Genomic DNA, 23944 nt, shown 5'->3' with positions numbered 1-23944 from the left:
GAAGGAGATAACCAGAAAATGTTGAGTCTTGCCCATTACCTCGTGCTCGGTGCGATCCTGTTTGCGATCAGCATCGTCGGCATCTTCCTGAACCGCCGCAACGTCATCATCATCCTGATGGCGATCGAACTGATGCTGCTCGCGGTGAACACCAATTTCGTCGCGTTCTCGCACTATCTCGGCGACGTGCACGGCCAGATCTTCGTGTTCTTCGTGCTGACCGTCGCCGCCGCCGAAGCTGCAATCGGCCTGGCGATTCTCGTGACCCTGTTCCGTAGCCTCGACACGATCAACGTCGAGGACCTCGATCAGCTCAAAGGTTAATTTCAGGCAAGGCTGTTATGTCCACGACACTCAATGAAAACCTCCTGCTCGCGGTTCCGCTGGCGCCGCTTGCCGGCTCGCTGATCGCAGGGCTGTTCGGGAAAGCGGTGGGGCGCAAGGGCGCGCACAGCGTAACCATTCTCGGCGTCTTCATTTCCCTCGTTCTGTCGGTGCTCGTCTTCAACGACGTGATGCACGGCGCGAGCTTCAACGCCACCATCTACGAGTGGATGAACGTCGGCCCGCTGAAGATGGAAGTCGGCTTCCTGGTCGATTCGCTGACGGCCATGATGATGGTCATCGTGACCTTCGTCTCGCTGATGGTGCACATCTACACGATCGGCTACATGGCGGACGAGGAAGTGGGCTACGAGCGCTTCTTCTCGTACATCTCGCTGTTCACGTTCTCGATGCTGATGCTCGTGATGAGCAACAACTTCCTGCAGCTGTTCTTCGGCTGGGAAGCGGTGGGCCTGGTGTCGTACCTGCTGATCGGCTTCTACTTCACGCGTGAGAGCGCGATCTACGCCAACATGAAGGCGTTCATCGTGAACCGCGTGGGCGACTTCGGCTTCCTGCTGGGCATCGGCCTGCTGCTCGCGTTCTCGGGTTCGCTCAACTACGGCGAGGTCTTCGCGCAGAGCGACAAGCTCGCCACCCTGGCCTTCCCGGGCACGCACTGGGGCCTGCTGACGGTCGCCTGCATCTGCCTGTTCATCGGCGCGATGGGCAAGTCCGCGCAGTTCCCGCTGCACGTGTGGCTGCCGGATTCGATGGAAGGCCCGACGCCGATCTCCGCGCTGATTCACGCGGCAACCATGGTGACGGCCGGCATCTTCATGGTGACGCGCATGTCGCCGCTGTTCGAGCATTCGGACGCCGCGCTGTCGTTCGTCACGGTCATCGGCGCGATCACTGCGCTGTTCATGGGCTTCCTCGGCGTCGTGCAGAACGACATCAAGCGCGTGGTCGCGTATTCCACGCTGTCGCAACTGGGCTACATGACGGTCGCGCTGGGCGTCTCGGCGTATCCGGTCGCGGTGTTCCACCTCGGCACGCACGCGTTCTTCAAGGCGCTGCTGTTCCTCGGCGCGGGTTCGGTCATCATCGGCATGCACCACGACCAGGACATGCGCAACATGGGCGGCCTCGCCAAGTACATGCCGGTCACGTGGATCACGTCGCTGATCGGGTCGCTGGCGCTGATCGGCACGCCGTTCTTCTCGGGCTTCTACTCGAAGGATTCGATCATCGAAGCCGTGAAGTACTCGCATCTGGCGGGCTCGGGCTTCGCGTACTTCGCGGTGGTGGCCAGCGTGTTCGTCACGTCGCTGTACTCGTTCCGCATGTATTTCATGGTGTTCCATGGTCCGGAGCGCTTCCGCGGTCCGAAGCATCCCGACTCGCCGATGGGCCAGGCCGAGGCGCATGGGCATGGTCATGACGATCATGGCCACGACGATCACGGCCATGGCCACGGTCCGCACATCCCGCACGAAAGCCCGTGGGTGGTGACGCTGCCGCTCATCCTGCTGGCGATCCCGTCGATCATCATCGGCGCGATCATGATCGGCCCGATGATCTACGGCGACTTCTTCTCGCACGGCGTGGTGTTCGACAAGGTGATCTTCATCGGCGAGAACCATGAAGGCCTGAAGGAAATGGCTGAGGAGTTCCACGGCTGGGTCGCGATGGCGATTCACGGCATCGTGACGCCGGGCCCGGTGTGGCTCGCGGCGCTGGGCGTGATCGTCGCGTGGTTCTTCTACATGAAGCGCCCGGACCTGCCGGCAGTCGTTGCGCGCACGTTCCGTCCGATCTACGTGCTGCTCGACAACAAGTATTACTGCGACAAGATCAACGAGGTCGTGTTCGCGAAGGGCGCGGTGGCACTGGGCCGCGGCCTGTGGAAAGAGGGCGATGTGGTCGTCATCGACGGCATCGTCAACGGCAGCGCGCGGTTCATGGGCTGGTTCGCCGGCGTGATCCGCTTCCTCCAATCCGGCTACATCTACCACTACGCGTTCGCCATGATTATCGGCATGTTGGGGCTCTTGACCCTGTTTGTGACGCTCGGCGGCAAATAAGGCGAGGGACTCCATGCACTCTTTTCCGATTCTCAGTGTCGCGATCTGGCTGCCGATCATCTTCGGTCTGCTGGTGCTCGCGGTAGGCAACGACCAGAACCCGGCGCCCGCGCGCTGGGTGGCGCTGATCGGCGCGGTGCTCGGGCTGATCGTCACGATCCCGCTCATCACCGGCTTCGACAATTCGACCGCCGCGCTTCAGTTCGTCGAGCAGGCGAACTGGATCGAACGTTTCAACATCACGTATCACCTGGGCGTGGACGGCATCTCGATGTGGTTCGTCGTCTTGACGGCGCTCATCACGGTGATCGTCGTGATCGCCGGCTGGGAAGTGATCACCGAGCGCGTGTCGCAGTACATGGCCGCGTTCCTGATTCTCTCGGGCATCATGATCGGCGTGTTCTCGACGGCGGACGGTCTGCTGTTCTACGTGTTCTTCGAGGCCACGCTGATTCCGATGTACATCATCATCGGCGTGTGGGGCGGCCCGAACCGCGTCTATGCGGCGTTCAAGTTCTTCCTGTACACGCTGGCCGGTTCGCTGCTGATGCTGGTCGCGCTGCTGTACCTGTACACGAAGACCGGCACGTTCGACCTCGCCACGTGGCACGCGGTGAAGCTCGACATGACGCCACAGGTGCTGTTGTTCATCGCGTTCTTCCTGGCTTTTGCCGTGAAGGTGCCGATGTTCCCGGTCCACACCTGGCTGCCGGACGCCCACGTGGAAGCGCCGACGGGCGGCTCGGTCGTGCTGGCGGCGATCATGCTGAAGCTGGGCGCCTACGGTTTCCTGCGCTTCTCGCTGCCGATCGCACCGGATGCCAGCCACTTCCTTGCGCCGGTGGTGATCACGCTGTCGCTGATCGCGGTGATCTACATCGGCCTGGTCGCGATGGTGCAGGCCGACATGAAGAAGCTGGTCGCGTATTCGTCGATCGCGCACATGGGCTTCGTCACGCTCGGGTTCTTCATGTTCGGTCCGTCGAGCCAGCTCGGCGTGGAAGGCGCGATCATCCAGATGATCTCGCACGGCTTCGTGTCGGGCGCGATGTTCCTGTCCATCGGCGTGCTGTATGACCGCGTACACTCGCGCCAGATCGCGGATTACGGCGGCGTCGTCAACACGATGCCGAAGTTCGCGGCGTTCGTGATGCTGTTCGCGATGGCCAACTGCGGCCTGCCGGGCACCTCGGGTTTCGTCGGCGAGTTCATGGTGATTCTGGCGGCGGTGAAGTACAACTTCTGGATCGCCTTCCTGGCCACCTTCACGCTGATCCTGGGCGCGGCCTACACGCTGTGGATGTACAAGCGCGTGTATTTCGGCGCGGTTGCGAACGACCACGTCGCCAAGCTCAAGGACATCAACAAGCGCGAATTCCTGATGCTGACCGTGCTCGCGGTGTTCACGCTTTACATGGGCCTGCATCCGAAGCCCTTCACCGACGTGATGCACGCGTCGGTGGCAAACCTGCTCTCCCACGTCGCGCAGTCCAAGCTGCCGCTGGCCCAGTAACGGCGTGCGGAGGAACTAAAAGATCATGCAAAACGCCCCTATGAGCATTCTCTGGCCCGACGCGCTCCTGATGGCCGCGGTCGTCGTGGCCTGGCTGAACGATACGATCTTCGGACCGAAGAGCCGCGGCACCACGTATCTGATCGCGCTCGTCTCGACGATCGTGATCGGCGTGTGGTTCGCCTTCACGGCGCTCGACCCGACGCCGCATTACTTCTTCACGCGCATGTACATCGTCGATCCGTTCGCGAGCGCGATGAAGGCAGTGGTGTGCCTGGGCTACGCCGTATCGATCATCTATTCGAAGAAGTACCTCGAAGATCGCGACCTGTTCCGCGGCGACTTCTTCCTGCTCGGCCTGTTTTCGCTGCTGGGCCAGTGCGTGATGATCTCGGGCAACAACTTCCTGACGCTGTATCTCGGCCTTGAACTGATGTCGCTGTCGCTGTATGCGGTCATCGCGTTGCGCAAGGATGCGCCGCAGTCGAACGAGTCGGCCATGAAGTACTACGTGCTCGGCGCGCTCGCTTCCGGCTTCCTGCTCTACGGCATCTCGATGCTGTACGGCGCGACCGGTTCGCTCGAACTGAACGAAGTGCTGAAGGCAGTGGCGTCGGGTCATATCAACGACGCGGTCCTGCTGTTCGGCGTGATCTTCATCGTGGCGGGCGTGGCCTTCAAGATGGGCGCGGTGCCGTTCCACATGTGGGTGCCTGACGTCTACCAGGGCGCGCCGACGGCCATGACCATGCTCACCGGCGGCGGCCCGAAGGTCGCGGCGTTCGCGTGGGGCTTGCGCTTCCTTGTAATGGCGCTGCTGCCGCTCGCCGTGGACTGGCAGGAAATGCTGGTGATTCTCGCGGCGCTTTCGCTGATCGTGGGCAACATCACCGGTATCGTGCAGAAGAACATCAAGCGGATGCTGGCGTATTCGGCCATCTCGAACATGGGCTTCGTGCTGCTCGGCCTGCTTTCGGGGGTCGTCGACGGCAAGCTCACGGGCGCGGCCGGCGCGTACAGCTCGGCGATGTTCTACAGCATCATCTATCTGATCACGACGCTCGGTTCGTTCGGCGTGGTCATGCTGCTGGCGCGTCGCGACTTCGAAGCCGAGATGCTCGACGACTTCAAGGGTCTCAACCAGCGTAGCCCGGTCTTCGCGTTCGTCATGATGATCATGATGTTCTCGCTGGCGGGCATTCCGCCGACGGTCGGCTTCTATGCGAAGCTCGCCGTGCTCGAAGCCACGATGAACGCCGGCCTGACCTGGCTCGCCGTGCTGGCCGTGCTGACGTCCCTGGTGGGTGCGTTCTACTACCTGCGCGTCGTGAAGCTGATGTACTTCGATGCACCGCAAGACCACGCGCCCATCGTCTCGGGCGGCCTCAACCGTTCGCTGCTGACGTTGAACGGCCTCGCCGTGCTGGTGCTCGGCCTGGTGCCGGGTCCGCTGATGTCGGCTTGCCTGACGGCCATTTCGCATACGCTGTCGCTGTAATGTCGGCTGCGGGCTGGTTCATCGTGTTGTTGGCGTTCGTGTGCGCCAACCTGCCGTTCCTGAATCAGCGCCTCTTCGCCGTGGTGCCGCTGCCGCTCCCCGCAGCGGCGGCGCACAAGGCGGCGAAGAAGAGCGCGTGGATCCGGATCGGCGAGCTTGTGATTCTCTACTTCGTCGTCGGCGCGCTCGGCTTCATGCTCGAAGCGCGCGCCGGCAACCGTTTCGATCAGGGATGGCAGTTCTATGCCATCACCTTCAGTCTGTTCGTGGTGTTCGCTTTTCCGGGCTTCACGTACCAGTACCTCGTCAAACGCCGCTGACGGCTTCATGCCGTTAGCGGCCTGTTCGCTTCCAACGCACAGGTTTCCAGATGGCAGATCAACGTTCCTTTCCCGCCGGCGATGAAGGCCTTGTCGAGAAGAAGGTCGACAGCGTCACGCTCCACGAAGGCAAGTTCCTCACGCTCAAGCGCGATACCGTCGAATTGCCCGACGGCAAGCATGCGACGCGCGAGTTCGTCGAGCATCCCGGCGCGGTGATGATCCTGCCGGTCTTCGAGGACGGTCGCGTGCTGCTGGAACGGCAGTTTCGTTATCCGGTGGGACGCGTGCTGCTGGAGTTCCCGGCAGGCAAGCTCGATCCGAACGAAAGCGAGCTGAACTGCGCCAAGCGCGAACTTCAGGAAGAGACGGGTTATACGGCGCGCGAGTGGACCTTCCTGACGCGCATCCATCCGGTGATTTCGTACTCGACCGAGTTCATCGACATCTATCTGGCGCGCGGTCTCGTCGAGGGCGATGCCCGGCTCGACGAAGGCGAGTTCCTCGAAACCTTCATCGCCGATGAAGCGCAGCTGATGAACTGGGTGAAGGACGGCAGCATCAGCGACGTGAAGACGATCATCGGCGTGTTCTGGCTTGAGAAGATCCGCTCGGGTGAGTGGCAGCCGCGAGAACCGGCGCAGGACTAAGTCTCGCATTCAACAGACACAGGCGGCCCGCAGGCCGCCTGTGTCGTTTCCGGCCGTGCAAGGCAGCGCGCTGGCCGACCGGATAGAATGAACGACCGGCCCGATCCGGATATGATTTTTCGATTCCACTGCGTTTTAGTACGCTCGTTCATAAAGTCCGTGAACTGAGCTACACTCCATGAAGCCCGAATAGCATGAAGGTCCTCGATTTAAAGTGCGCGCACGATCACCGGTTTGAAGGCTGGTTCGCCTCCACGGAGGAGTTCGAGTCGCAACTGGCGCGCAAGCTGGTCGCCTGCCCGGTGTGTTCGGCGACCGAAGTCAGCCGTATGCCGTCTGCGCCGCGTCTGAATCTGTCGTCGGCGCGGAGTGAGGCAACGCAGAAGGCAGCAAACGCGCCCGTTGCAACTGACGTACAAGCCCGCGCGCTGCAGTTCATGCGCGAGCTGATGTCGAAGACCGAGAACGTGGGCGAGCGGTTTGCCGAGGAAGCGCGGCGCATTCATTACAACGAGGCGCCGGCGCGCAACATTCGCGGCGTCACGACGCCTGAAGATGCGCACGCGTTGCTCGAAGAAGGAATTGACGTATTGCCGTTGCCTGTTCCGGACGCACTGAAGGAGCCGCTGCAGTAAGCATCGCGCGCGGTGTTCTCCATCATGGCCCGGATGCGGGTCATGAACTTTGCAGCGGACCGGAGATGCGCGGAAGCGCCCACTCCGGCCGGGTTCTGCACAGGACCGGAGACAAGCGCGCATGGACCTCAGCTACTCGCCTTCCGACGACGCCTTTCGCGTCGACATCCGCACCTGGCTCGACGCCAACCTCCCGCGCACGCTGCGCGACAAGGTCCTCCATCACAAGCGCCTGACGCGCGATGACTACCTCAGCTGGCACAAGCTGCTTGGTGCGCGCGGCTGGTCGGCTGTCGCGTGGCCCACGGAATATGGCGGCCCCGGCTGGAGCGTGACCCAGCGCCATATCTGGGACGAAGAGTGCGCCCGGGCGGGCGCGCCTTCGGTGCTGCCGTTCGGCGTGTCGATGGTCGCGCCGGTGCTGATGAAGTTCGGGAGCGTCGAGCAGCGGTCTTACTATCTGCCGCGCATTCTCGACGGCACCGACTGGTGGTGCCAGGGCTATTCGGAACCCGGCGCGGGCTCGGACCTCGCTTCGCTGCGCACGCGCGCGGAACGGCGCGGCGATCACTACATCGTCAACGGCCAGAAGACCTGGACCACGCTCGCCCAGCACGCCGACATGATGTTCTGCCTCGTGCGCACCGACCCCGACGCGAAGAAGCAGGAAGGCATCTCGTTCCTGCTGATCGACATGCAGACGCCGGGCGTGACGGTGCGCCCGATCATCACCCTCGACGAAGATCACGAAGTCAACGAGGTCTTTTTCGAGGACGTGCAGGTGCCGGTGACGAACCGCGTCGGCGAAGAAAACCGCGGCTGGACCTATGCGAAGTATCTGCTCGGTCACGAGCGGACGGGCATCGCGCGAGTGGGGCAGTCGAAACGTGAATTGCAGTTCCTGAAGCGGCTGGCGCTCGATCGCACCCAAGGCGGGAAGCCGCTGCTGCATGATCCGTTGTTCGCCGCCAAGGTGGCCGCGCTCGAAATCGAGCTGATGGCGCTCGAAGTGACGGTGCAGCGCGTGGTGGCGAGCGAGGCGGGCGGGCAGGGGCCGGGGCCCGAGGCGTCGATGCTGAAGATCAAGGGCACGGAAGTGCAGCAGGCGCTGACGGAACTGATGGTCGAGGCCATCGGCCCGCAGGCAGCGGCCTTCGATCCCGCGTTTCTCGAAGGCGAACGCACCCACAGCCAAACCGGCGACGACGATGCCGCGCCGCTCGCCGCGTACTACTTCAACTTCCGCAAGACGTCGATCTACGGCGGTTCGAACGAGATTCAAAAGAACATCATCGCGCAGATGATCCTGGGACTCTGAGGAGCGGCGCATGGACTTCACTTTCAGCGACGAACAGCAGCAATTCCGCGATGCGCTGCGCCGCTATCTCGAGCGCGAATATCCGTTCGATGCGCGTCAGAAGGTCGTGGCATCGGCGGCGGGTGTCGATGACAAACACTGGCGCGCGTTCGCCGAACTGGGTGTGCTCGCATTGCCGGTGCCCGAAGCGCAGGGCGGTTTCGATGGCAATCCTGTGGACATGCTCGTGGTCATGCAGGAGCTGGGACGTGCGCAGGTGGTCGAGCCTTACTGGGCCACGGCGGTGGGCATCGAGGCCTTGCGACTCGCCGCACGCGAAGACGATGCGACAGCGGCGGCGTTGCTCGAACGCGCGGGTCGCGGCGAGATCAAGCTGGCGGTCGCGTTCAGCGAGCCGCATGCGCGCTATGACCTCTTCGACCTGCGCACGGAAGCCACGGCAGACGGCGACGCGTTCACGCTCGCCGGCACCAAGTCGATGGTGCAGCACGGCGCGCAGGCCGATCACTGGATCGTGCCGGCGCGGCTGGAGGGCGAAGTGGCGCTGTTCATCGTCGGGAAGGACGCGGCGAACGTGCGTGTGACCGAATACCGGACCATCGACGGCCAGCGCGCCGCGACTCTCGTCTTCGACCGGACGCCCGCCACGCGCCTCGGCAAGCGCGACACCGGCGCGGCAACGCTGCAGCGGATCGCCGATCACGCGTGCTTCCTGCTCTGTGCCGAAGCGCTTGGCGCGCTCGATGCGCTGCATCTCGCCACCGTCGCCTACAGCCGCGAGCGTCAGCAGTTCGGCATGCCGATCGGGCGCTTCCAGGCGTTGCAGCATCGCATGGTGGACATGCTGATCCATATCGAGCAGGCGCGCTCCATCACCTACCTCGCGGCGGCGCATCTGCAAGACGACGATGCCGAGCGCCGCGCCCGGACCATCAGCGCCGCGAAGGCGCGCATCGGGCAGGCCGCGCGTTTCGTCGGCCAGCAGGCGGTGCAGTTGCACGGCGGCATGGGCGTGACCCACGAACTGCCGGCGGCGCACTGGTTCAAGCGGCTCTCGATCATCGAGACGACGCTCGGCGATGTCGATCATCATCTCGCGCGCTTCGTTTCATTGCGCGCGTTCTCCATGACCGAAGACTGACGTGCAGCGAGGAGACACGCATGACATACGCTTATGAAGATTTCGAGACCGGCAGCGCGGTGGTCCTGAGCGCGCATACCTTCACGCGCGAGGAGATTATTGGCTTTGCGGAGCGCTACGATCCGCAGCCGTTCCATCTGTCGGAAGAAGCGGGCGAGGCCTCGCACTTCGGCGGACTGGTCGCGAGCGGCTGGAACACCTGCGCTGCGATGATGGGCATCCTGGTGCGCGACATGGTCGGCGATTCGACCTCGATGGGCTCGCCCGGGCTCGACAACATTCGCTGGCTCAAGCCGGTGCGCGTCGGCGACACGGTGCGGCTGACGGTGCGCGTGCTCGACAAGCGCGTGTCGAAGAGCAAGCCGGACCGCGGCATCGTGCAGACGCGCTGGGAGGCGCACAACCAGCACGGCGAGCTCGTACTGACGGTCGATTCCGCCGCGCTCTTCGGCCTGCGCCAGCCGGCAGCCGAAGCATGAGCGTCGCCTCGTTGAAGAGCGCGGCGGACGTGTTCGCCGCAGCGGGCAACGCGCGCTACGTGAGCGAATGGACGATGATCGATCAGGCGCGCGTGAACGGCTTCGCCGACGCCACCGACGATCATCAATGGATCCACGTCGACGTGGAGCGCGCCGCGCGTGAGTCGCCGTTCGGCGGCACGATCGCGCACGGCTTCCTGACGGTCAGCGTCAACTACGGGCTGAACCGCGTGCGTTTCATGTCGCCGGTGCGCGTGGGTTCCCGGCTGCGTGCGAGCTTCGAGGTAGAGCAGGCGAGCGCAGTCGAACCGGGCAGCGTGCAGGTGACGTGGCGCGTGACAGTGGAGTGCGAAGGCGCCGATAAACCCGCATGCGTCGCGGAATTCATCACGCGCCACGCGTTCTGACTACACGTACTTGCCGAACTCCAGCTTGGCGATGGCGTTGCGATGCACTTCGTCAGGACCGTCGGCGAGCCGCAAGGTGCGCGCCGACGCATACGCGTAGGCGAGCGGAAAGTCGTCGCTGACGCCGCCCGCGCCATGCGCCTGGATGGCCCAGTCGATGACCTGACACGCCAGGTTCGGCGCGACCACCTTGATCATCGCAATCTCGCCGCGCGCGCCCTTGTTGCCGACCGTGTCCATCATGAAGGCGGCCTTGAGCGTCAGCAGTCGCGCCTGCTCGATCATGATGCGCGCCTCGGCGATGCGCTCCTGCGTCACGCCATGCTGCGCGATCGGCTTGCCGAAGGCCACGCGTTCGAGCGTGCGCTTCGTCATCAGTTCGAGCGCGCGTTCCGCCAGGCCGATCAGGCGCATGCAGTGATGAATGCGTCCGGGTCCGAGCCGTCCCTGCGCGATCTCGAAGCCGCGGCCTTCGCCCAGCAGCAGATTGGCGGCGGGCACGCGCACGCTTTGCAGCGTGATGTCCATGTGGCCGTGGGGCGCGTCGTCGTAGCCGAACACGTGCAGCGGCCGATGCACGGTCACGCCTTGCGAATCGGCGGGCACGAGGATCATCGACTGCTGCGCGTGTTTCGGCGCATCGGGATCGGTCTTGCCCATCACGATGTAGATCTTGCAGCGCGGATCGCCCGCGCCCGACGACCACCACTTGTGACCGTCGATCACATAGCTGTCGCCGTCGCGCACGATGCTGCACCGGATGTTCGTCGCATCCGACGAAGCCACTTCCGGCTCGGTCATCAGGAACGCCGAGCGCATCTCGCCGCGCAACAGCGGTTCCAGCCATTGGGCCTTCTGCGCGTCGGAACCGTAGCGCTCGATGGTTTCCATGTTGCCGGTATCGGGCGCGCTGCAATTGAACACTTCGGGCGCCCACGGCACGCGGCCCATGATCTCGCACAGCGGCGCGTATTCGAGATTCGTGAGACCGGCGCCGCGTCCGGACGACGGCAGGAACAGATTCCACAGACCCTCGGCGCGCGCGTGTTCCTTGAGGGATTCGATGACACGCGTCGGCACCCATGCATTGCCCGCCGCGCGATTCGCCGCGACTTCGTCGGCATAGGCGCGTTCGTTCGGATGGATGTGCGCGTCGAAGAAGGCCAGCAACTTTTCGCGCAACGCTTGCACTTTGGGCGTGTAGTCGAAGTTCATCGATGGTGTCTCCCTTTAGTTCAGCGGCCGACTTTTTGCGCGTACTGCCAGGCGAGCTCCGCCATCGGCCGGGCGCGCTGACCTGCGTCGATGGCCTGCGCGCTCGCGGCGGTACCGTCGACGACGCGCTTCATGATGCCCTGCAGGATCGCGGCAATGCGGAACATGTTGTACGCGAGGTAGAAGTTCCAGTCGCCCTCTATCGCGAAACCCGTCCGCTGGCGGTAGCGCTGCACATAAGCGTCTTCGTCGGGAATGCCGAGCGCGGCCCAGTCGAGTCCCGCGATGCCGCGAAACTTCGACGGGTCCACGTGCCACGCCATGCAGTGATAGGAGAGATCGGCGAGCGGATCGCCGAGCGTCGAGAGTTCCCAGTCGAGCACCGCGAGCACGCGCGGTTCGGTCGGGTGAAAGATCAGGTTGTCGAGCCGGAAGTCGCCGTGCACGACACTCACACGTTGTTCTCCACCGTGCGGCACGTGCTGCGGCAGCCAGTCGATCAAACGGTTCATCGCGTCGATCTCGCCGGTCTGCGAAGCGAGATACTGCTTGCTCCAGCGGCCGATCTGCCGTTCGAAGTAGTTGCCCGGCTTGCCATAACCCGACAGTCCGGCGGCGTCGATATTCACCGTATGCAGCGCGGCGATCACGCGATTCATCTCGTTGTAGATCGCGGCGCGCGCCTCGCGCGACATACCGGGCAGCGACGGGTCCCACAACACGCGGCCTTCGACATGGGCCATCACATAGAACGCGCGTCCCATCACGCTTTCGTCCTCGCACAGCGCGAGCATGCGCGCGACGGGCACGTCGGTCGCGGCGAGGGCGTCCATCACGCGGTATTCGCGCTCAATCGCATGCGCCGACGGCAGCAGCTTCGCCGCCGGCCCGGGTTTCGCGCGCATCACGTAGCTGCGCGCGGGCGTGACGAGCTTGAAGGTGGGGTTGGACTGTCCACCGGCGAACTGCTCGACCGTCAGCGGGCCGTCGAAGCCCTCGACGTGCGCTGCGAGCCACGCGGCCAGCGTGCCGGTATCGAAGCGCTGCTGTTCCTGCACGGGACGCGTTCCCTCGAACGCGGAGTAATCGGATTGCTGGTGAGGTGCTTCGCCCTGCATCGTCTCCTCCGTGTTGCGCGGCGCCGTCAGTTCATGTCGCCGGCCTTGTAGCGGATGAATTGGGCGTAGAGCAGTTCCATCGTCGTGTTGCGCACGTCGGCGTGCAGCGGCGATGGCGGCGCGTGATTGATCGCGTGCACGACCCAGTCGCCGGCTTTCTCGCCGACATCGAGCGCGTTGATGCAGCCGGTCGCCTGCGACAGATGCCCGAAGAACGCGCGCCCGCCCGCCGTGATCGCGTGCGACAACAGCGCGCGATTGACGCCGCCGTGCAAGACGAGCAGCACTGTGTCCCACGTCGTGTCCGCGCGCAGCCGGGCGACGGCGGGCAGCGCCCGATCCAGCAACTGGCCGATGGTCTCGCCGCCGAGAAACTGCGTGTCTTCAGCCACGATGCCATCGAACACCGAGAGAAACGCACGCTCGATATCGGCGGTGGTCAGGTCCTTCAGTTTGCCGCCGCGAATCTCCTGCCAGTCGGGCCAGGTTTCGATATCGATCTGCTGGCCCGTTTCCGCGAGCACGCGTTGCGCCGTCTCGACCGTGCGCGGCAGCCCGCTCACGATCACCCGGTCGAAACGCACCTGCTGCGCGGCGAAGGCGCGGCCCGCCGCACGCGCTTCCTCGCGTCCGCGTTCGTTGAGCGGCACGCTCTCCGGATCGATCGCGCGGCCGCTGTCGTCGAAATAGGTGACGTCGCCGTGGCGCATCAGGAAGATGCGGCGCCGTCGAGGCAGCTCATAGTGGGCCATGGTTCAGCGATAGTTCGGCTGGCGCTTGTCGAGGAACGCGGTGATGCCTTCGAGCGCGTCGCCGTGATGGAGCGCGTCGACGAAACTGTCGCGCTCCATGTCGAGATGCGCGGGCAGCCCCTGCGTCTCGGCAGCGCCGATCAGCGCCTTGATGCGCGCCAGCGCTTTCGGCGACACGCTGCCGAGATCGTCGGCCCAGGCGATGGCGGCATCGAGCGCAATGCCTTTCTTCGTCAGCCGGTTGACCACGCCCACTTCATGCAGCCGCACCGCGCCGATCGGCTTCGCTTCGAGCAGCACTTCGCTTGCGAGCGTGCGCGGCAACGCGCGCGCCAGGAACCACGATGCGCCGCCGTCCGGCGTCAGGCCGACGCGTGCATAGGACATGACGAAGCGCGCGTCGTCGGCGGCGACGATCAAGTCGCACGCGAGCGCCAGCGAAAAGCCCGCGCCGGCCGCCGCGCCTTCGACGGCCGCGATCACCGGCTTGGTCGAGGCGCGCAGCGCGCTGATCCATTCGGCCAGCAAGTCGATGCTTTCTGCCTGCACCGACGGATCCTGCGCGCGGTTTTCGAGCAGGCGGTTCAGATTGCCGCCCGCACAGAAGAAGTTGTCCGCGCCGGTCAGCACGATGGCGCGCACGCTTGCATCGCGCTCGGCTGCATTCAACGCTTCGATGCCCGCAGCGTACATGTCCGGATGCAGCGCGTTGCGCGCGCCCGGATTGGAGAGCTTCAGCACCAGCGTGGTGTCGCTGCCGGCCGGCCGGGATGTCAGTAGTTCGGCGCTCATCCGAGCTCCTCGATATGGGTAAGCGGAAGTCCAAGCTGGGCGCGCCGCGTGAGCCACGGAGAAGGGCGGTAACGCGGATCGCCCAGCACGCTGTGAATGTTGCGCAGGATCGTGAGCACGGTATGCGCGCCGAGCGTGTCGCCGAGTGCGAGCGGGCCGTGCGGATAGCCGAGGCCCAGCGTCACGGCGAGGTCGATGTCCTCGGGCGTCGCGATGCCCTGTTGCGCGATATCGCAACCGATGTTCACGATGGTCGCGACGACGCGTTGCGCGACGAAACCGGTCGAGTCGCGGATCACGCTGACCGGCACGCCGTCGACGGCGAACAGCGCGTGGGCGGCGTCGCGCATCGCGGGCGTGGTGGCGGGCGTCGTCATGACGGTGCGGCGCGCGACGGTGTCGAGCGGGAACAGCGTATCGACGGCGACGACGCGCGTGGCGTCGAGATGTTCATTGATGGCGGTGGTGGTGGCATCGACGCCGAGCGGCGTGACGACGATCAGCGAATCCGGCGCGGGCGTGTGGCCGGTGTCGAGATGCACCGAGCAATCGCAGCGGGCGATCAGCTTCAGCACCTGCTCGCGTCCGGCGGGCCACGCGCGGCTGATCCACACGCGGGTGGGCAGGCGCGTGGGCGCGGCGGCTTCGGGCGGCACGTCGGGCTTGCCATCGACATAACGGTAGAAGCCTTCGCCCGTCTTGCGTCCGACCAGGCCGCCGGCGAGCCGCGTGGCCGTGATCGGCGACGGCCGGAAGCGCGGCTCCTCGTAGAACTGGTGATAGATCGACTCCATCACCGGATGCGATACGTCGAGCGCGGTGAGGTCGAGCAGCTCGAACGGCCCGAGCCGGAAGCCGGCCTGCTCGCGCATGATGCGGTCGATGGTCGCGAAGCTCGCGACGCCTTCGCTCGCCACGCGCAGGCCTTCCGTGTTCATGCCGCGCCCGGCGTGATTGACGATGAAGCCCGGCATGTCCTTCGCGCGCACCGGCGTGTGGCCCATGCGGCGCGCGAGCGCCATCAGTGCATCGCCGGCCTGGGCGTCGCCGCGCAAGCCGTCGATCACTTCGACGACGCGCATCAGCGGGACCGGATTGAAGAAATGGAAGCCCGCGACGCGTTGTGGATGCGCGCAGCCCGCGGCGATCGCGGTAATGGACAGCGACGACGTGTTGGACGCCAGAATGCAGCGCTCGCCGACGACGGCTTCGAGGTCGCGGAACAGCCCGCGCTTGATGTCGAGATTCTCGACGATCGCCTCGATGACGGCGTCGCAGCCCGACAGTTCACTCGTGTCGTGGGCCTCGCGGATGCGGGCGAGCGCGGCGTGCGCATCGGCTTCCTTGAGCTTGCCCTTGGCGCTGAGGCGCGTGAAGGTATCGGACAGATAGGCGCGCGCGGCGGCGAGCGCCTGCGGATTCGTATCGTGCAGCAGCACGTTCAGGCCGCCGAGCGCGGCGATCTGCGCGATGCCGCGTCCCATCGCGCCGCTGCCGACGATGCCGAGCGTCTCGATGCGGTATTCGGATTGACTCATGATGCGGTTCGGCTCCTTCGGAAGTGGACCACACAGGCTCGCACGGCGCGGCGCCGGGCGAGCCGTTCAGCGGCGCGCGGCGGAGCGCGCGCTTTTTTTAGAGCCTGGCGAGCCGTTCGAGCGCGAGGGCGAGCGTTTCTTCCTTCTTGGCGAAGCAGAAGCGCACGACGCCCGACTCATGGCTCTCGTGATAGAACGCCGACACCGGAATCGCGGCCACGCCGATCTCGCTCGTGAGCCATTGCGCGAACTCGGCTTCGGGCAGGTCGCTGATCTTCGAATAATCGACGCACTGGAAATAGGTGCCGTCGCAAGGCAGCAGCGAGAAGCGCGAGTTCGCCAGACCCGCGCGGAAGAAGTCGCGCTTCTTCTGATAGAACGCGGGCAGTTCGAGGTACGGCTTCGGATCTTCGAGATAAGACGCGAGACCGATCTGCATCGGCGTGTTGACCGTGAACACGTTGAACTGATGCACCTTGCGGAATTCGGCGGTCAGTGCGGCGGGCGCCGCCACGTAGCCGATCTTCCAGCCCGTCACGTGAAAGGTCTTGCCGAAACTCGACACGACGAAGCTGCGCTTTGCCAGCTCCGGATAGCGCGAGACGCTTTCGTGCGGTGCGCCGTCGTAGACCATGTGCTCGTAGACCTCGTCGGACACGATCAGCACGCCGGTGCCGCGCACGATGTCTTCCAGCTTGCGCATGTCCTCGGCGCGCCAGACGCGGCCGGTCGGATTGTGCGGCGTGTTGATCATGAGCAGGCGCGTCTTCGGCGTGATCGCGGCGGCGATCTTGTCGAACGGCAGCGCGTAGTCCGGCGCCTCCAGCGACACGAATACCGGCTTGCCGCCCGCGAGTTCGATCGACGGCACGTAGCTGTCGTACATCGGCTCGATCACGACCACTTCATCGCCGGGATGCACGCAGCACAGCACCGCTGTGAGCAGCGCCTGCGTCGCGCCCGCGGTCACCGTGATCTCGCGATCTGCGTCGTAGGCGCGGCCATAGAGCGCTTCGATCTTGCGGGCGATCGCCTGGCGCAGCGGCGCGGCGCCTGCCATCGGCGGGTATTGATTGTGACCCTGGCGCATCGCGTCGGCCACGGCATCGACGATGCGTGCGTCGCAATCGAAATCGGGGAAACCCTGACCGAGGTTCACCGCGCCTTTCTGCGTCGCAAGCGCGCTCATCACGGTGAAGATGGTCGTGCCCACGTTGGGCAGGCGCGACGGGAAGGCATCGGGTGAAGCGGGCGGCAGTTCGTGCGTGGCGTTCATGGTCATGTCGGCGGGTAGGTCGCGATATGGAATGCAGATGCGAGAAGCACGGTGAAGCGCGTGTGCACGCTATTTTAGTGCAGCGTCAGTCTGTGTCAGCCGATGGCCGCGGCTGCTTCGAGTTCGTGGACGAACGGCTTCGGCTCCGCGATGCGAAAACCGAAATCGCGGGCGACGCGGCGCGCGAGCTTCAGCACCGCCCGATCCTTCGAGACGAGCCAGTGCGCACCGGACGCATGCGCGAGCTCGAGGAACTTCTGGTCGTCGCGATCCTTGCACTTGGGCAGCGGGGGCGCGTCTTCGGCCAGGTTCGTTTCGACGAGGGTCGTCAGGCGCGCGACCGTCGCGAGCGCTGCCGTTGCGTCCACGTTCATGCGCACGAACTGCGGATAATCCAGCACGTGCGTGAGTTCCCTGAGACAGCGCCGGTCGATCAGCGCTTCGAGCGTGCGGGCTTCGAGAGCCGCGTGGATCGGGCGCGTGGCGGGGTCGTCGAAAACGAGGAGGTCGATCCATACGTTCGAATCGAGCACGACGCGCAGCGGCGACGGCTGCAATGACGGTGACGGCGGCGTTGACTGCGACGGCTGCGGCAGCGGCGCGGCGGAATGGTCCATTCGATACAATCTGGGGTTTATGCCTATGATCGCCGGCGGCGTGCCGGCGAGCCTCCATGATAATCGTTCTCTCGCCTGCCAAATCGCTCGACTACGAGACGCCGCCTCACGTCCGCAAACACACGCTGCCGCAATTCGTCGATGACGCCGCCGAACTGATTCACGGCCTGCGCAAGCTGTCGCCGCAGGAAATCGGCGGCATGATGAGCATCTCGGACCCGCTCGCCGCTTTGAATTTCCAGCGTTTCGCGGAGTGGTCGACCACCTTCGACACGCACAATTCGAAGCAGGCCGTGCTCGCCTTCAATGGCGATGTGTACGAAGGTTTTGCCGCCAAAAGCCTGTCGTCGAGCGACCTCGACTTCGCACAGAATCACGTGCGCGTGCTGTCGGGTCTCTACGGGCTCTTGCGGCCGCTCGACCTGCTGCAGCCGTACCGGCTCGAAATGGGTACGAAGTTTCCCAACGCACGTGGCAAGGATCTCTACGCGTTCTGGGGCGAACGCATCACGGCAGCGCTCAACGAGCAGCTGCACAAGCAGCGCGGCGCGCGCGTGCTGGTGAATTGCGCATCGGGCGAGTATTTCAGGTCGGTCAAGCCGAAGCAACTCGTGGCGCCCGTGGTCTCGCCCGTGTTCGAGGACTGGAAGGGCGGCCGCTACAAGATCATCAGCTTTCATGCGAAGCGCGCGCGCGGCCTGATGGCGCGTTATGCGGTGGAGAACCGTATCGACGAGCCGGAAGCGCTCAAGGATTTCGACAGCGAAGGCTACGCGTTCGACGCGAAGGCATCGAACGATTCGACTTATGTGTTTCGCCGGCGCATCGCGGACTGAGCCCGACGCCCGCGATGACGCGAACACGACAGCCAAAGGACACCAAAAGGACACCAAAAGGACACCACCATGAGCATCTCCATTTCGAGCAACTTCGACGCAGGCGCAATCGACGTCCTGAACGCCGATGACCCCGCCGACATTCGTCTGCGCATCCGTCCGGATACGCAGGCGGACTTCGCGCAGTGGTTCTACTTCCGGGTGTCGGGCGCGCGCGGCGAGCGTCTCGTGATGACCTTCGAGAACGCGGCGCAGTGCGCGTTTCCGGAAGGCTGGCGCGACTACGAAGCGGTCGCGAGCTATGACCGCGTGAACTGGTTCCGCGTGTCGACGGAGTACGACGGAAAGGTGATGACGATCGATCACACGCCCGACTTCGACCGCATCTACTACGCGTATTTCGAGCCGTACAGCGAGGAGCGCCATTCCGAATTCTTGGGCGCGGTCCAGCAGATGCCGCTTGCGACGCTGACGGAGATCGGCAGCTCGGTGCAGGGCCGGCCGATGTCGATACTCTCGCTCGGCATCCCCGATTTCGGCGATGCGCCGCCGAAGAAGAACATCTGGATCATCGCGCGCCAGCATCCGGGCGAGACCATGGCCGAATGGTTCGTCGAAGGACTCGTCAAGCGGCTGGCGGGTTTCGGCGACTGGTCGGGCGATCCGGTGGCGCGCGCGCTGTTCGGGCGGGCCATCTTCCATATCGTGCCGAACATGAATCCCGACGGCAGCGTGCTCGGCAACCTGCGCACCAACGCGGCGGGCGCGAATCTGAATCGCGAATGGATGGAGCCGAGCGCCGAACGCAGTCCCGAAGTGCTGGCCGTGCGCGAGGCGATCGCGGAGATGGGTTGCGACATGTTCTTCGACATCCATGGCGACGAGGCCATTCCGTATGTGTTCGTCGCCGGGTCCGAGATGCTGCCGGGCTTCACCGAACGGCAGGCAGCGGAGCAGAAGGCCTTCGTGCAGTTCTTCAAGCAGGCGAGCCCGGATTTCCAGGACGTCCATGGCTATGAGGCCAGCAAGTATCAGACGGATGCGCTCAAGCTGGCGTCGAAGTACATCGGCAACGAGTACGGGTGTCTTTCACTGACGCTCGAGATGCCGTTCAAGGACAACGCCAATCTGCCGGACGAGAGTGTGGGCTGGAGTGGCGCGCGCAGCGCGGCGCTGGGCGCCTCGATGTTGCAGGCCATCCTGTGGCATGTGCAGGCGTTTGCGGGATAAGGTGTGTCTTTGGGTTCATGCGCAACAGGGCGTGGTCACATCGAGTGACCACGCCCTGTTCGTTTGACCTGGCTTCGCCTGCTGGCCGTGCAGCCTAGTGCTTCTTGCTGCTCTTTTTGGTCGACTTCGTCTTCGACGTGCTCTTCTTGCCCGATGACTTGGTCTTGGCGCCGTGCTTGGACTTGGTGCTGCGCGTGGCGTGCGATTGTGGACGCAGCGGCGGCACGGGATCGTTCCAGCCGAACGCCAGCAACTGGCTGCCGACGTACCCGCAGCGGAACTTCAATGGCGTAGGGTTGCGCTCGTCGCTCTTCGGCATGCCCTGACCTTCGACCGTCACGACGTTGTCCACCTTGATGCGCTGCTTCTTCTCGTCGAACGAATCGTTCCACGGCTCGATGCCGGAGTGTGATGAATCGAACGACTCGGGAGGAAACTCGACGTGGTCGAACGCAGTGGACGTGCTGGCGATGAAGTTGCCGTGCGCGGCGCAATCCGCCACCAGCGGATTGGCGTTGAAGTCGATGACGAAGTGGTGAATCAACTCGTTGCGTTCGTCGAGCGTATCGGCAAAGGCGGACACCCCGCATGCCAACGACACGCATACCGTCAACCGGCCGACGAGCCGCAGCAGCCGGCGCGGTGCGTAGTTACTATCCATCAGGTCAGGCGCTAAGAAGACACGGCCAAGTAAGATGCGCCGTGTGGGGAAGGAGTTCAATCTTATCGTACTTTGCGCGCGTTCCCATCGTGAGCGATCTGAAATGGAGCGAACCAGATCGTACGCAAGTGACCGCCAGGATGCCGCCGACAAGCTTCAGACGCGCTTCAGACGCGTGGACCGCGATCCAGCCGATAACGGCGCACGTCATACGTGGTGATCCAGGCGGGCTTGTAGACCGTGATGAGGATGGTGAGCAGGCCGGTGAAGAGAGCCTCGCCCGCACCGAGCAGGAAGGAGCCGCGCATGAACGCGGCCGGTACGACAAAAGGGCCGGTAGCCAGCGCCATCTCGAGCAGCACGGTGGCGCCGCACGCGGCGGCGACCGCAGCGCCCGACGTGATGAAGCCGTGACCTGCAATGAACGTGAAGAGATTGCGCGGCAGCCATGCATTGCTCAGCCGATGAAGCAGCGTGGAGACGCCCACCGGCAACGCGCCGAACAGCAGATACGTGGTCGCGACATTGAGCCATGACGCGTCGAGCACGACTGCGGCGAGTCCGGTGGTTGCCGCCGTGCCGATCAGCGCGAGCCGCCAGTCAAACAACGTGACCATGAGGGTTGCGCCGAGCAGATGGATCACGGGACCGTCATCGAACCACGCGTTGCAGGCCCATAGCACCGTGACGGCGACGATGGTGCCGAGCCAGACGTGCTGTAGCGTGGCGTCCTGCAGACGCGTGAACGGACGTTGCAGGACGGCAAGCGCGAGCAGGCCAGCGGCGGCGACCCAGCTGCCAACCGTCAGCCACAGCGGTAGCGGTGTGTAGAAGAACCCCATGTCCTGCATATTACTCGTTGCGCGTGAAACGTGTGCGCAAAGGACGGACCCGTTTGCACGCTTTTTTCCTAGAACGGCGATCGCGGCTCCGCGGCCATGGGTAGTGAAGCCGGGTCGAGATCGGTCAGCGAAGGATAACGTTTGCGCGAGCGCCGCAACGGAATGATGCCGGGCTCACCGGTCACGACGGGCAGGGGCTGCTCGTCGAGGTCACGCAGAATGGCGAGATGCGGATTCAGCACGCCGTTGTAAATGGCGACGGCCGCAGCGCGATTGCTTGCGCCCAGTTGCTGGAAGATGCTTGCAAGGTGGATCTTCACAGTGCCTTCGCTGATGCCCAGCGTCTTGGCGATCATCTTGTTGGTGCTTCCCATATGGACGCAGCGCATGATCTGCTGTTGCCGCGGCGACAGGGTGGGATGGTGCCGGACCTTGAGCAGCTGCTTCTCGACCACTTGCGCGCGCCGCGCCGCGATCTCGCGCGTGAGATCGGGATCGACGATATCGGCCGGGATGTAGTGACCGCCCACCAGCACCATCTCGAGCGCGCGCAGGATCAGCGCGGGGTCGAGCGCCCGCGGCACGATGCCCATGGCGCCGGCGTTCATCAGCGAGTACACGAGCCCTGCGCTGCAACGGTCGATCATCACGGCAGCGGGTACGCGCGGGACTTCGTCCAGGATGGACTGCAAGTCGTAGGCGCGCAGATCCGATGTCCAGTCGATCATGATCATGTCAGGGCTGGTGCGCAGCAGTAACGAACGAGCTTGTCTCCAGTCCTTCGCCTCATTGAACTGCGCTTGACGAGCGATACGGCGCAGCAAGGTTTTGAGGCCCGCGCGGCGTTCTGCGTCGGAACCGATGATATTGATATTCATGCTTGACCTCGTGTCAAAAGTGCCCCGCACGCGCCTCCGCGCCGGGATTGTTATCGCCCATATGGCAGGCGTTCCGGCAATATTGACAAATTCCGGGCCGTTCCGCGCCCTAGCCGAATGGCATAGGCGTAAATACAGAAAACCCCGCACAGGGCGGGGTTTGTTGAGTTCTGGCAGTGGCTTCGCGCGTTAGTGGAAGTGCGGCTGCGCGGGTTCGGCGTCCTCGGGCATCTCGGCGTGAACGATCTCGCCGAGCGGGTCTGCGTAGAGCGGCACGCCGCAGTCGTCGCAGAACTCGGGCTCGAAGCGCCCGGCATGACGGCGCACGTCCGTCACGCCTGCCTTCTTCAGCAACTCGACGATCTCCTCGACCGGGCCGTTCGCGCCTTCGAGTTCGGCGGTATCGTCTTCCATGCCGAGTTCGCCGTTCTCGCGGCCATACAGCGGCCAGACCACGCCGTAGATCACGTCATTGCTGCCGCGGCGGGTGAAGCCGATGCGGTACTCGTCGATACGTCGCTCGCCGAACCCGGCGATGACCGCGCGCAGATCCTGCGGCGCCGTCCCGAGTGTGTCGAACAGATAGCGGACTGCGGTCCGTACAGTATGCGGGCGAACTTGCTCGTCGGCATCGCGGCAGGCGGAATAGTAGGCATCCGGCAGCAAGCACTCGAATTCGCAGCCTGGAAGAATGGCGGCGAAGCTCGGACCGCCTTGCGTCGTCCACTGTTCGAGGCATTGCCCCCGTTCGACGCGACTACCGTTTTCATCTTCCTGCCAGCGAAAGAACGCGGCGCCCGACGGCACCACGAGCAACGCGAGCAGGAAGCGCGGATCGGCCAGGATCGGAGAAGTTTCGGGAAGATCGGCGAGATTCAGCCGGATCGTTGCACCGCCCGTGGCGCCTTGCAGCAGTTGTTGCGCGAGCCGGGCCGTGTCGACGTGATGACGCGGCAACTGGTCGATGCTGTACAGATAGGGCGCCACGGCGACGCGCACGTCCGCGGCGAGGATATGCGCCTGCATTTGCGTGCGCAGGGCGTCGACGGCATCGCTCTTGAGCGCGCCCGACGGGATGGCATAACGCGTCCAGGCGAGCACCGGGGCGGCGATAAGGAGCGCTTCGTGAGGCGTGCCGTCGATGTCGATGGAGAACGACTCGCTGTGCGTCTCCGCCATGTCGGCGAGTGCGCCGTATGCGTCGGGATGGTTCTGCTGAAGGTGATCAAGCGCAGCATCGAGCGTGGTCTGATTGCCGTTGCGCACGAGCTTGGCGATGAGCGTGTCGAGGCGGGCTTCCCAGAAGCGATCCTCGACGCGGCTGCCGGACGCGAAGAGCGCGAGGGAGAGGCTGACGAGCTTGTCGGCGTCTGGGGGAATACGTTTGGCGATTCGCGAGCGCATATCGGTACTGGAATGAGTTAGTGCGGTGAACCTTTGATTGTAGTCGCTCAGCCGTGGCTTTTACCGCTGGCCGTTTGGGCAACGCGGGGGCAGGGGCGAAGTGCCTGGCGGGAGATGCACGATTTTTTTCAATGCTGCCCTTGCGCTTCCCGATCCGGGTCACTAGAATTCCGTTCCTTCGCGATTCGATGAACGCGAAGGGAGCGGGAAAGACGGGTTGGGGCGGGCGTTATGGGGCGAGTAGTTGAAGGCTTCAAACGCGCTCAGCGAGAAAGGAAGTTTGAATTTCTTGTTGACAGACTTCAAAACGTTGTTCATAATCTCGTTTCTCTGCTGCTGATGCAGCGACGCAAGACGGAAGTGCAGTGGTTCTGTTCTGCGATGTGCTCTTTAAAAACTAACAGCCGATAAGT

General features: G+C 64.1%; 24 protein-coding genes. 13 read left to right on the top strand and 11 right to left on the bottom strand.

Going from position 1 to position 23944, the window contains the following annotated elements:
- The first annotated feature begins 18 nt into the window (after positions 1-18).
- From nuoK to QCE62_RS09240, 11 genes are all read left to right on the top strand, one after another.
- The gene (gene nuoK, locus QCE62_RS09290) at positions 19-324 is read left to right on the top strand and encodes an NADH-quinone oxidoreductase subunit NuoK (RefSeq protein WP_007588140.1); all 306 of its coding nucleotides are present in this window, start codon (positions 19-21) and stop codon (positions 322-324) included.
- Positions 325-341: 17 nt separating this feature from the next.
- The gene (gene nuoL, locus QCE62_RS09285) at positions 342-2411 is read left to right on the top strand and encodes an NADH-quinone oxidoreductase subunit L (protein WP_309916882.1); all 2070 of its coding nucleotides are present in this window, start codon (positions 342-344) and stop codon (positions 2409-2411) included.
- 13 nt (positions 2412-2424) lie between these two features.
- Complete coding sequence (locus tag QCE62_RS09280; RefSeq protein WP_309808703.1) at positions 2425-3924, top strand: NADH-quinone oxidoreductase subunit M; 1500 nt, start codon at positions 2425-2427, stop codon at positions 3922-3924.
- A 25-nt stretch (positions 3925-3949) separates the two neighbouring features.
- Positions 3950-5422, top strand: coding sequence for an NADH-quinone oxidoreductase subunit NuoN (gene nuoN / locus QCE62_RS09275; protein WP_309808701.1), 1473 nt, complete (start codon positions 3950-3952; stop codon positions 5420-5422).
- Entirely contained in the window at positions 5422-5742 is a 321-nt protein-coding gene (locus QCE62_RS09270) for a DUF2818 family protein (RefSeq protein ID WP_309916879.1), read from the top strand. The genes nuoN and QCE62_RS09270 overlap by 1 nt, the downstream gene beginning before the upstream one ends.
- Before the next feature lie 50 nt (positions 5743-5792).
- Entirely contained in the window at positions 5793-6392 is a 600-nt protein-coding gene (locus QCE62_RS09265) for an NUDIX hydrolase (RefSeq protein WP_309916876.1), read from the top strand.
- A gap of 194 nt (positions 6393-6586) precedes the next feature.
- A complete protein-coding gene (locus QCE62_RS09260) occupies positions 6587-7027 on the top strand; it encodes a DUF1178 family protein (protein ID WP_309916874.1) in 441 nt (146 codons plus the stop codon).
- 121 nt (positions 7028-7148) lie between these two features.
- Complete coding sequence (locus QCE62_RS09255) at positions 7149-8345, top strand: acyl-CoA dehydrogenase family protein (protein ID WP_309916871.1); 1197 nt, start codon at positions 7149-7151, stop codon at positions 8343-8345.
- A 10-nt stretch (positions 8346-8355) separates the two neighbouring features.
- The gene (locus tag QCE62_RS09250; protein ID WP_309916868.1) at positions 8356-9486 is read left to right on the top strand and encodes an acyl-CoA dehydrogenase; all 1131 of its coding nucleotides are present in this window, start codon (positions 8356-8358) and stop codon (positions 9484-9486) included.
- A 20-nt stretch (positions 9487-9506) separates the two neighbouring features.
- On the top strand, positions 9507-9965 hold the full coding sequence (locus tag QCE62_RS09245) for a MaoC family dehydratase (RefSeq protein WP_309916865.1): 459 nt from the start codon (positions 9507-9509) through the stop codon (positions 9963-9965).
- Complete coding sequence (locus QCE62_RS09240) at positions 9962-10372, top strand: MaoC family dehydratase (RefSeq protein WP_309916862.1); 411 nt, start codon at positions 9962-9964, stop codon at positions 10370-10372. The genes QCE62_RS09245 and QCE62_RS09240 overlap by 4 nt, the downstream gene beginning before the upstream one ends.
- Here the strand turns inward: QCE62_RS09240 and QCE62_RS09235 are convergent, their stop codons facing one another.
- The 7 genes from QCE62_RS09235 to QCE62_RS09205 form a co-directional block, all read right to left on the bottom strand.
- Positions 10373-11587, bottom strand: a complete 1215-nt coding sequence (locus QCE62_RS09235; RefSeq protein WP_309916859.1) for an acyl-CoA dehydrogenase family protein — start codon at positions 11585-11587, stop codon at positions 10373-10375.
- 20 nt (positions 11588-11607) lie between these two features.
- Entirely contained in the window at positions 11608-12705 is a 1098-nt protein-coding gene (locus QCE62_RS09230) for a phosphotransferase (RefSeq protein WP_309916856.1), read from the bottom strand.
- A 26-nt stretch (positions 12706-12731) separates the two neighbouring features.
- Complete coding sequence (locus tag QCE62_RS09225) at positions 12732-13457, bottom strand: histidine phosphatase family protein (protein WP_309916853.1); 726 nt, start codon at positions 13455-13457, stop codon at positions 12732-12734.
- 3 nt (positions 13458-13460) lie between these two features.
- Positions 13461-14249: an oxepin-CoA hydrolase, alternative type gene (locus QCE62_RS09220; protein WP_309916850.1), complete on the bottom strand. Its 789-nt coding sequence runs from the start codon at positions 14247-14249 to the stop codon at positions 13461-13463.
- A complete protein-coding gene (locus tag QCE62_RS09215) occupies positions 14246-15787 on the bottom strand; it encodes a 3-hydroxyacyl-CoA dehydrogenase (RefSeq protein WP_309916848.1) in 1542 nt (513 codons plus the stop codon). Before QCE62_RS09215 ends, QCE62_RS09220 begins: the two co-directional genes overlap by 4 nt.
- Before the next feature lie 97 nt (positions 15788-15884).
- Complete coding sequence (locus QCE62_RS09210; RefSeq protein ID WP_309916845.1) at positions 15885-17063, bottom strand: pyridoxal phosphate-dependent aminotransferase; 1179 nt, start codon at positions 17061-17063, stop codon at positions 15885-15887.
- Between the two features lie 95 nt (positions 17064-17158).
- Complete coding sequence (locus QCE62_RS09205; protein WP_309916842.1) at positions 17159-17680, bottom strand: putative toxin-antitoxin system toxin component, PIN family; 522 nt, start codon at positions 17678-17680, stop codon at positions 17159-17161.
- Positions 17681-17736: 56 nt separating this feature from the next.
- Here QCE62_RS09205 and yaaA point away from each other — a divergent pair, with 56 nt between their 5' ends.
- Both yaaA and QCE62_RS09195 read left to right on the top strand, forming a co-directional pair.
- The gene (gene yaaA, locus QCE62_RS09200; RefSeq protein ID WP_309916840.1) at positions 17737-18516 is read left to right on the top strand and encodes a peroxide stress protein YaaA; all 780 of its coding nucleotides are present in this window, start codon (positions 17737-17739) and stop codon (positions 18514-18516) included.
- Positions 18517-18585: 69 nt separating this feature from the next.
- Positions 18586-19746, top strand: a complete 1161-nt coding sequence (locus tag QCE62_RS09195; RefSeq protein ID WP_309916838.1) for a M14-type cytosolic carboxypeptidase — start codon at positions 18586-18588, stop codon at positions 19744-19746.
- 94 nt (positions 19747-19840) lie between these two features.
- Here the strand turns inward: QCE62_RS09195 and QCE62_RS09190 are convergent, their stop codons facing one another.
- The 4 genes from QCE62_RS09190 to QCE62_RS09175 all read right to left on the bottom strand — a co-directional run bounded on the left by QCE62_RS09190 (position 19841) and on the right by QCE62_RS09175 (position 23531).
- A complete protein-coding gene (locus QCE62_RS09190; protein WP_309808667.1) occupies positions 19841-20407 on the bottom strand; it encodes a BspC domain-containing protein in 567 nt (188 codons plus the stop codon).
- A 167-nt stretch (positions 20408-20574) separates the two neighbouring features.
- Entirely contained in the window at positions 20575-21249 is a 675-nt protein-coding gene (locus tag QCE62_RS09185) for an energy-coupling factor ABC transporter permease (RefSeq protein WP_309808665.1), read from the bottom strand.
- Positions 21250-21317: 68 nt separating this feature from the next.
- On the bottom strand, positions 21318-22127 hold the full coding sequence (locus QCE62_RS09180) for a response regulator transcription factor (protein ID WP_309916835.1): 810 nt from the start codon (positions 22125-22127) through the stop codon (positions 21318-21320).
- Between the two features lie 189 nt (positions 22128-22316).
- The gene (locus tag QCE62_RS09175) at positions 22317-23531 is read right to left on the bottom strand and encodes a DUF2863 family protein (RefSeq protein ID WP_309916832.1); all 1215 of its coding nucleotides are present in this window, start codon (positions 23529-23531) and stop codon (positions 22317-22319) included.
- Positions 23532-23944: the final 413 nt, after the last annotated feature.

The sequence above is a fragment of the Caballeronia sp. LZ033 genome (assembly GCF_031451265.1).
Taxonomy (GTDB): Bacteria; Pseudomonadota; Gammaproteobacteria; order Burkholderiales; family Burkholderiaceae; genus Caballeronia.
The sequence above is the reverse complement of the archived record's forward strand: the minus strand, read 5'-3'. Positions and strand labels throughout refer to the sequence as shown.

Excerpts from the sequence above, each read along its gene's own strand:
- nuoK (WP_007588140.1), top strand. The coding sequence starts at position 19 with ATGTTGAGTCTTGCCCATTACCTCGTGCTCGGTGCGATCCTGTTTGCG.
- nuoL (WP_309916882.1), top strand. The coding sequence starts at position 342 with ATGTCCACGACACTCAATGAAAACCTCCTGCTCGCGGTTCCGCTGGCG.
- QCE62_RS09280 (WP_309808703.1), top strand. The coding sequence starts at position 2,425 with ATGCACTCTTTTCCGATTCTCAGTGTCGCGATCTGGCTGCCGATCATC.
- nuoN (WP_309808701.1), top strand. The coding sequence starts at position 3,950 with ATGCAAAACGCCCCTATGAGCATTCTCTGGCCCGACGCGCTCCTGATG.
- QCE62_RS09270 (WP_309916879.1), top strand. The coding sequence starts at position 5,422 with ATGTCGGCTGCGGGCTGGTTCATCGTGTTGTTGGCGTTCGTGTGCGCC.
- QCE62_RS09265 (WP_309916876.1), top strand. The coding sequence starts at position 5,793 with ATGGCAGATCAACGTTCCTTTCCCGCCGGCGATGAAGGCCTTGTCGAG.
- QCE62_RS09260 (WP_309916874.1), top strand. The coding sequence starts at position 6,587 with ATGAAGGTCCTCGATTTAAAGTGCGCGCACGATCACCGGTTTGAAGGC.
- QCE62_RS09255 (WP_309916871.1), top strand. The coding sequence starts at position 7,149 with ATGGACCTCAGCTACTCGCCTTCCGACGACGCCTTTCGCGTCGACATC.
- QCE62_RS09250 (WP_309916868.1), top strand. The coding sequence starts at position 8,356 with ATGGACTTCACTTTCAGCGACGAACAGCAGCAATTCCGCGATGCGCTG.
- QCE62_RS09245 (WP_309916865.1), top strand. The coding sequence starts at position 9,507 with ATGACATACGCTTATGAAGATTTCGAGACCGGCAGCGCGGTGGTCCTG.
- QCE62_RS09240 (WP_309916862.1), top strand. The coding sequence starts at position 9,962 with ATGAGCGTCGCCTCGTTGAAGAGCGCGGCGGACGTGTTCGCCGCAGCG.
- QCE62_RS09235 (WP_309916859.1), bottom strand. The coding sequence starts at position 11,587 with ATGAACTTCGACTACACGCCCAAAGTGCAAGCGTTGCGCGAAAAGTTG.
- QCE62_RS09230 (WP_309916856.1), bottom strand. The coding sequence starts at position 12,705 with ATGCAGGGCGAAGCACCTCACCAGCAATCCGATTACTCCGCGTTCGAG.
- QCE62_RS09225 (WP_309916853.1), bottom strand. The coding sequence starts at position 13,457 with ATGGCCCACTATGAGCTGCCTCGACGGCGCCGCATCTTCCTGATGCGC.
- QCE62_RS09220 (WP_309916850.1), bottom strand. The coding sequence starts at position 14,249 with ATGAGCGCCGAACTACTGACATCCCGGCCGGCCGGCAGCGACACCACG.
- QCE62_RS09215 (WP_309916848.1), bottom strand. The coding sequence starts at position 15,787 with ATGAGTCAATCCGAATACCGCATCGAGACGCTCGGCATCGTCGGCAGC.
- QCE62_RS09210 (WP_309916845.1), bottom strand. The coding sequence starts at position 17,063 with ATGAACGCCACGCACGAACTGCCGCCCGCTTCACCCGATGCCTTCCCG.
- QCE62_RS09205 (WP_309916842.1), bottom strand. The coding sequence starts at position 17,680 with ATGGACCATTCCGCCGCGCCGCTGCCGCAGCCGTCGCAGTCAACGCCG.
- yaaA (WP_309916840.1), top strand. The coding sequence starts at position 17,737 with ATGATAATCGTTCTCTCGCCTGCCAAATCGCTCGACTACGAGACGCCG.
- QCE62_RS09195 (WP_309916838.1), top strand. The coding sequence starts at position 18,586 with ATGAGCATCTCCATTTCGAGCAACTTCGACGCAGGCGCAATCGACGTC.
- QCE62_RS09190 (WP_309808667.1), bottom strand. The coding sequence starts at position 20,407 with ATGGATAGTAACTACGCACCGCGCCGGCTGCTGCGGCTCGTCGGCCGG.
- QCE62_RS09185 (WP_309808665.1), bottom strand. The coding sequence starts at position 21,249 with ATGGGGTTCTTCTACACACCGCTACCGCTGTGGCTGACGGTTGGCAGC.
- QCE62_RS09180 (WP_309916835.1), bottom strand. The coding sequence starts at position 22,127 with ATGAATATCAATATCATCGGTTCCGACGCAGAACGCCGCGCGGGCCTC.
- QCE62_RS09175 (WP_309916832.1), bottom strand. The coding sequence starts at position 23,531 with ATGCGCTCGCGAATCGCCAAACGTATTCCCCCAGACGCCGACAAGCTC.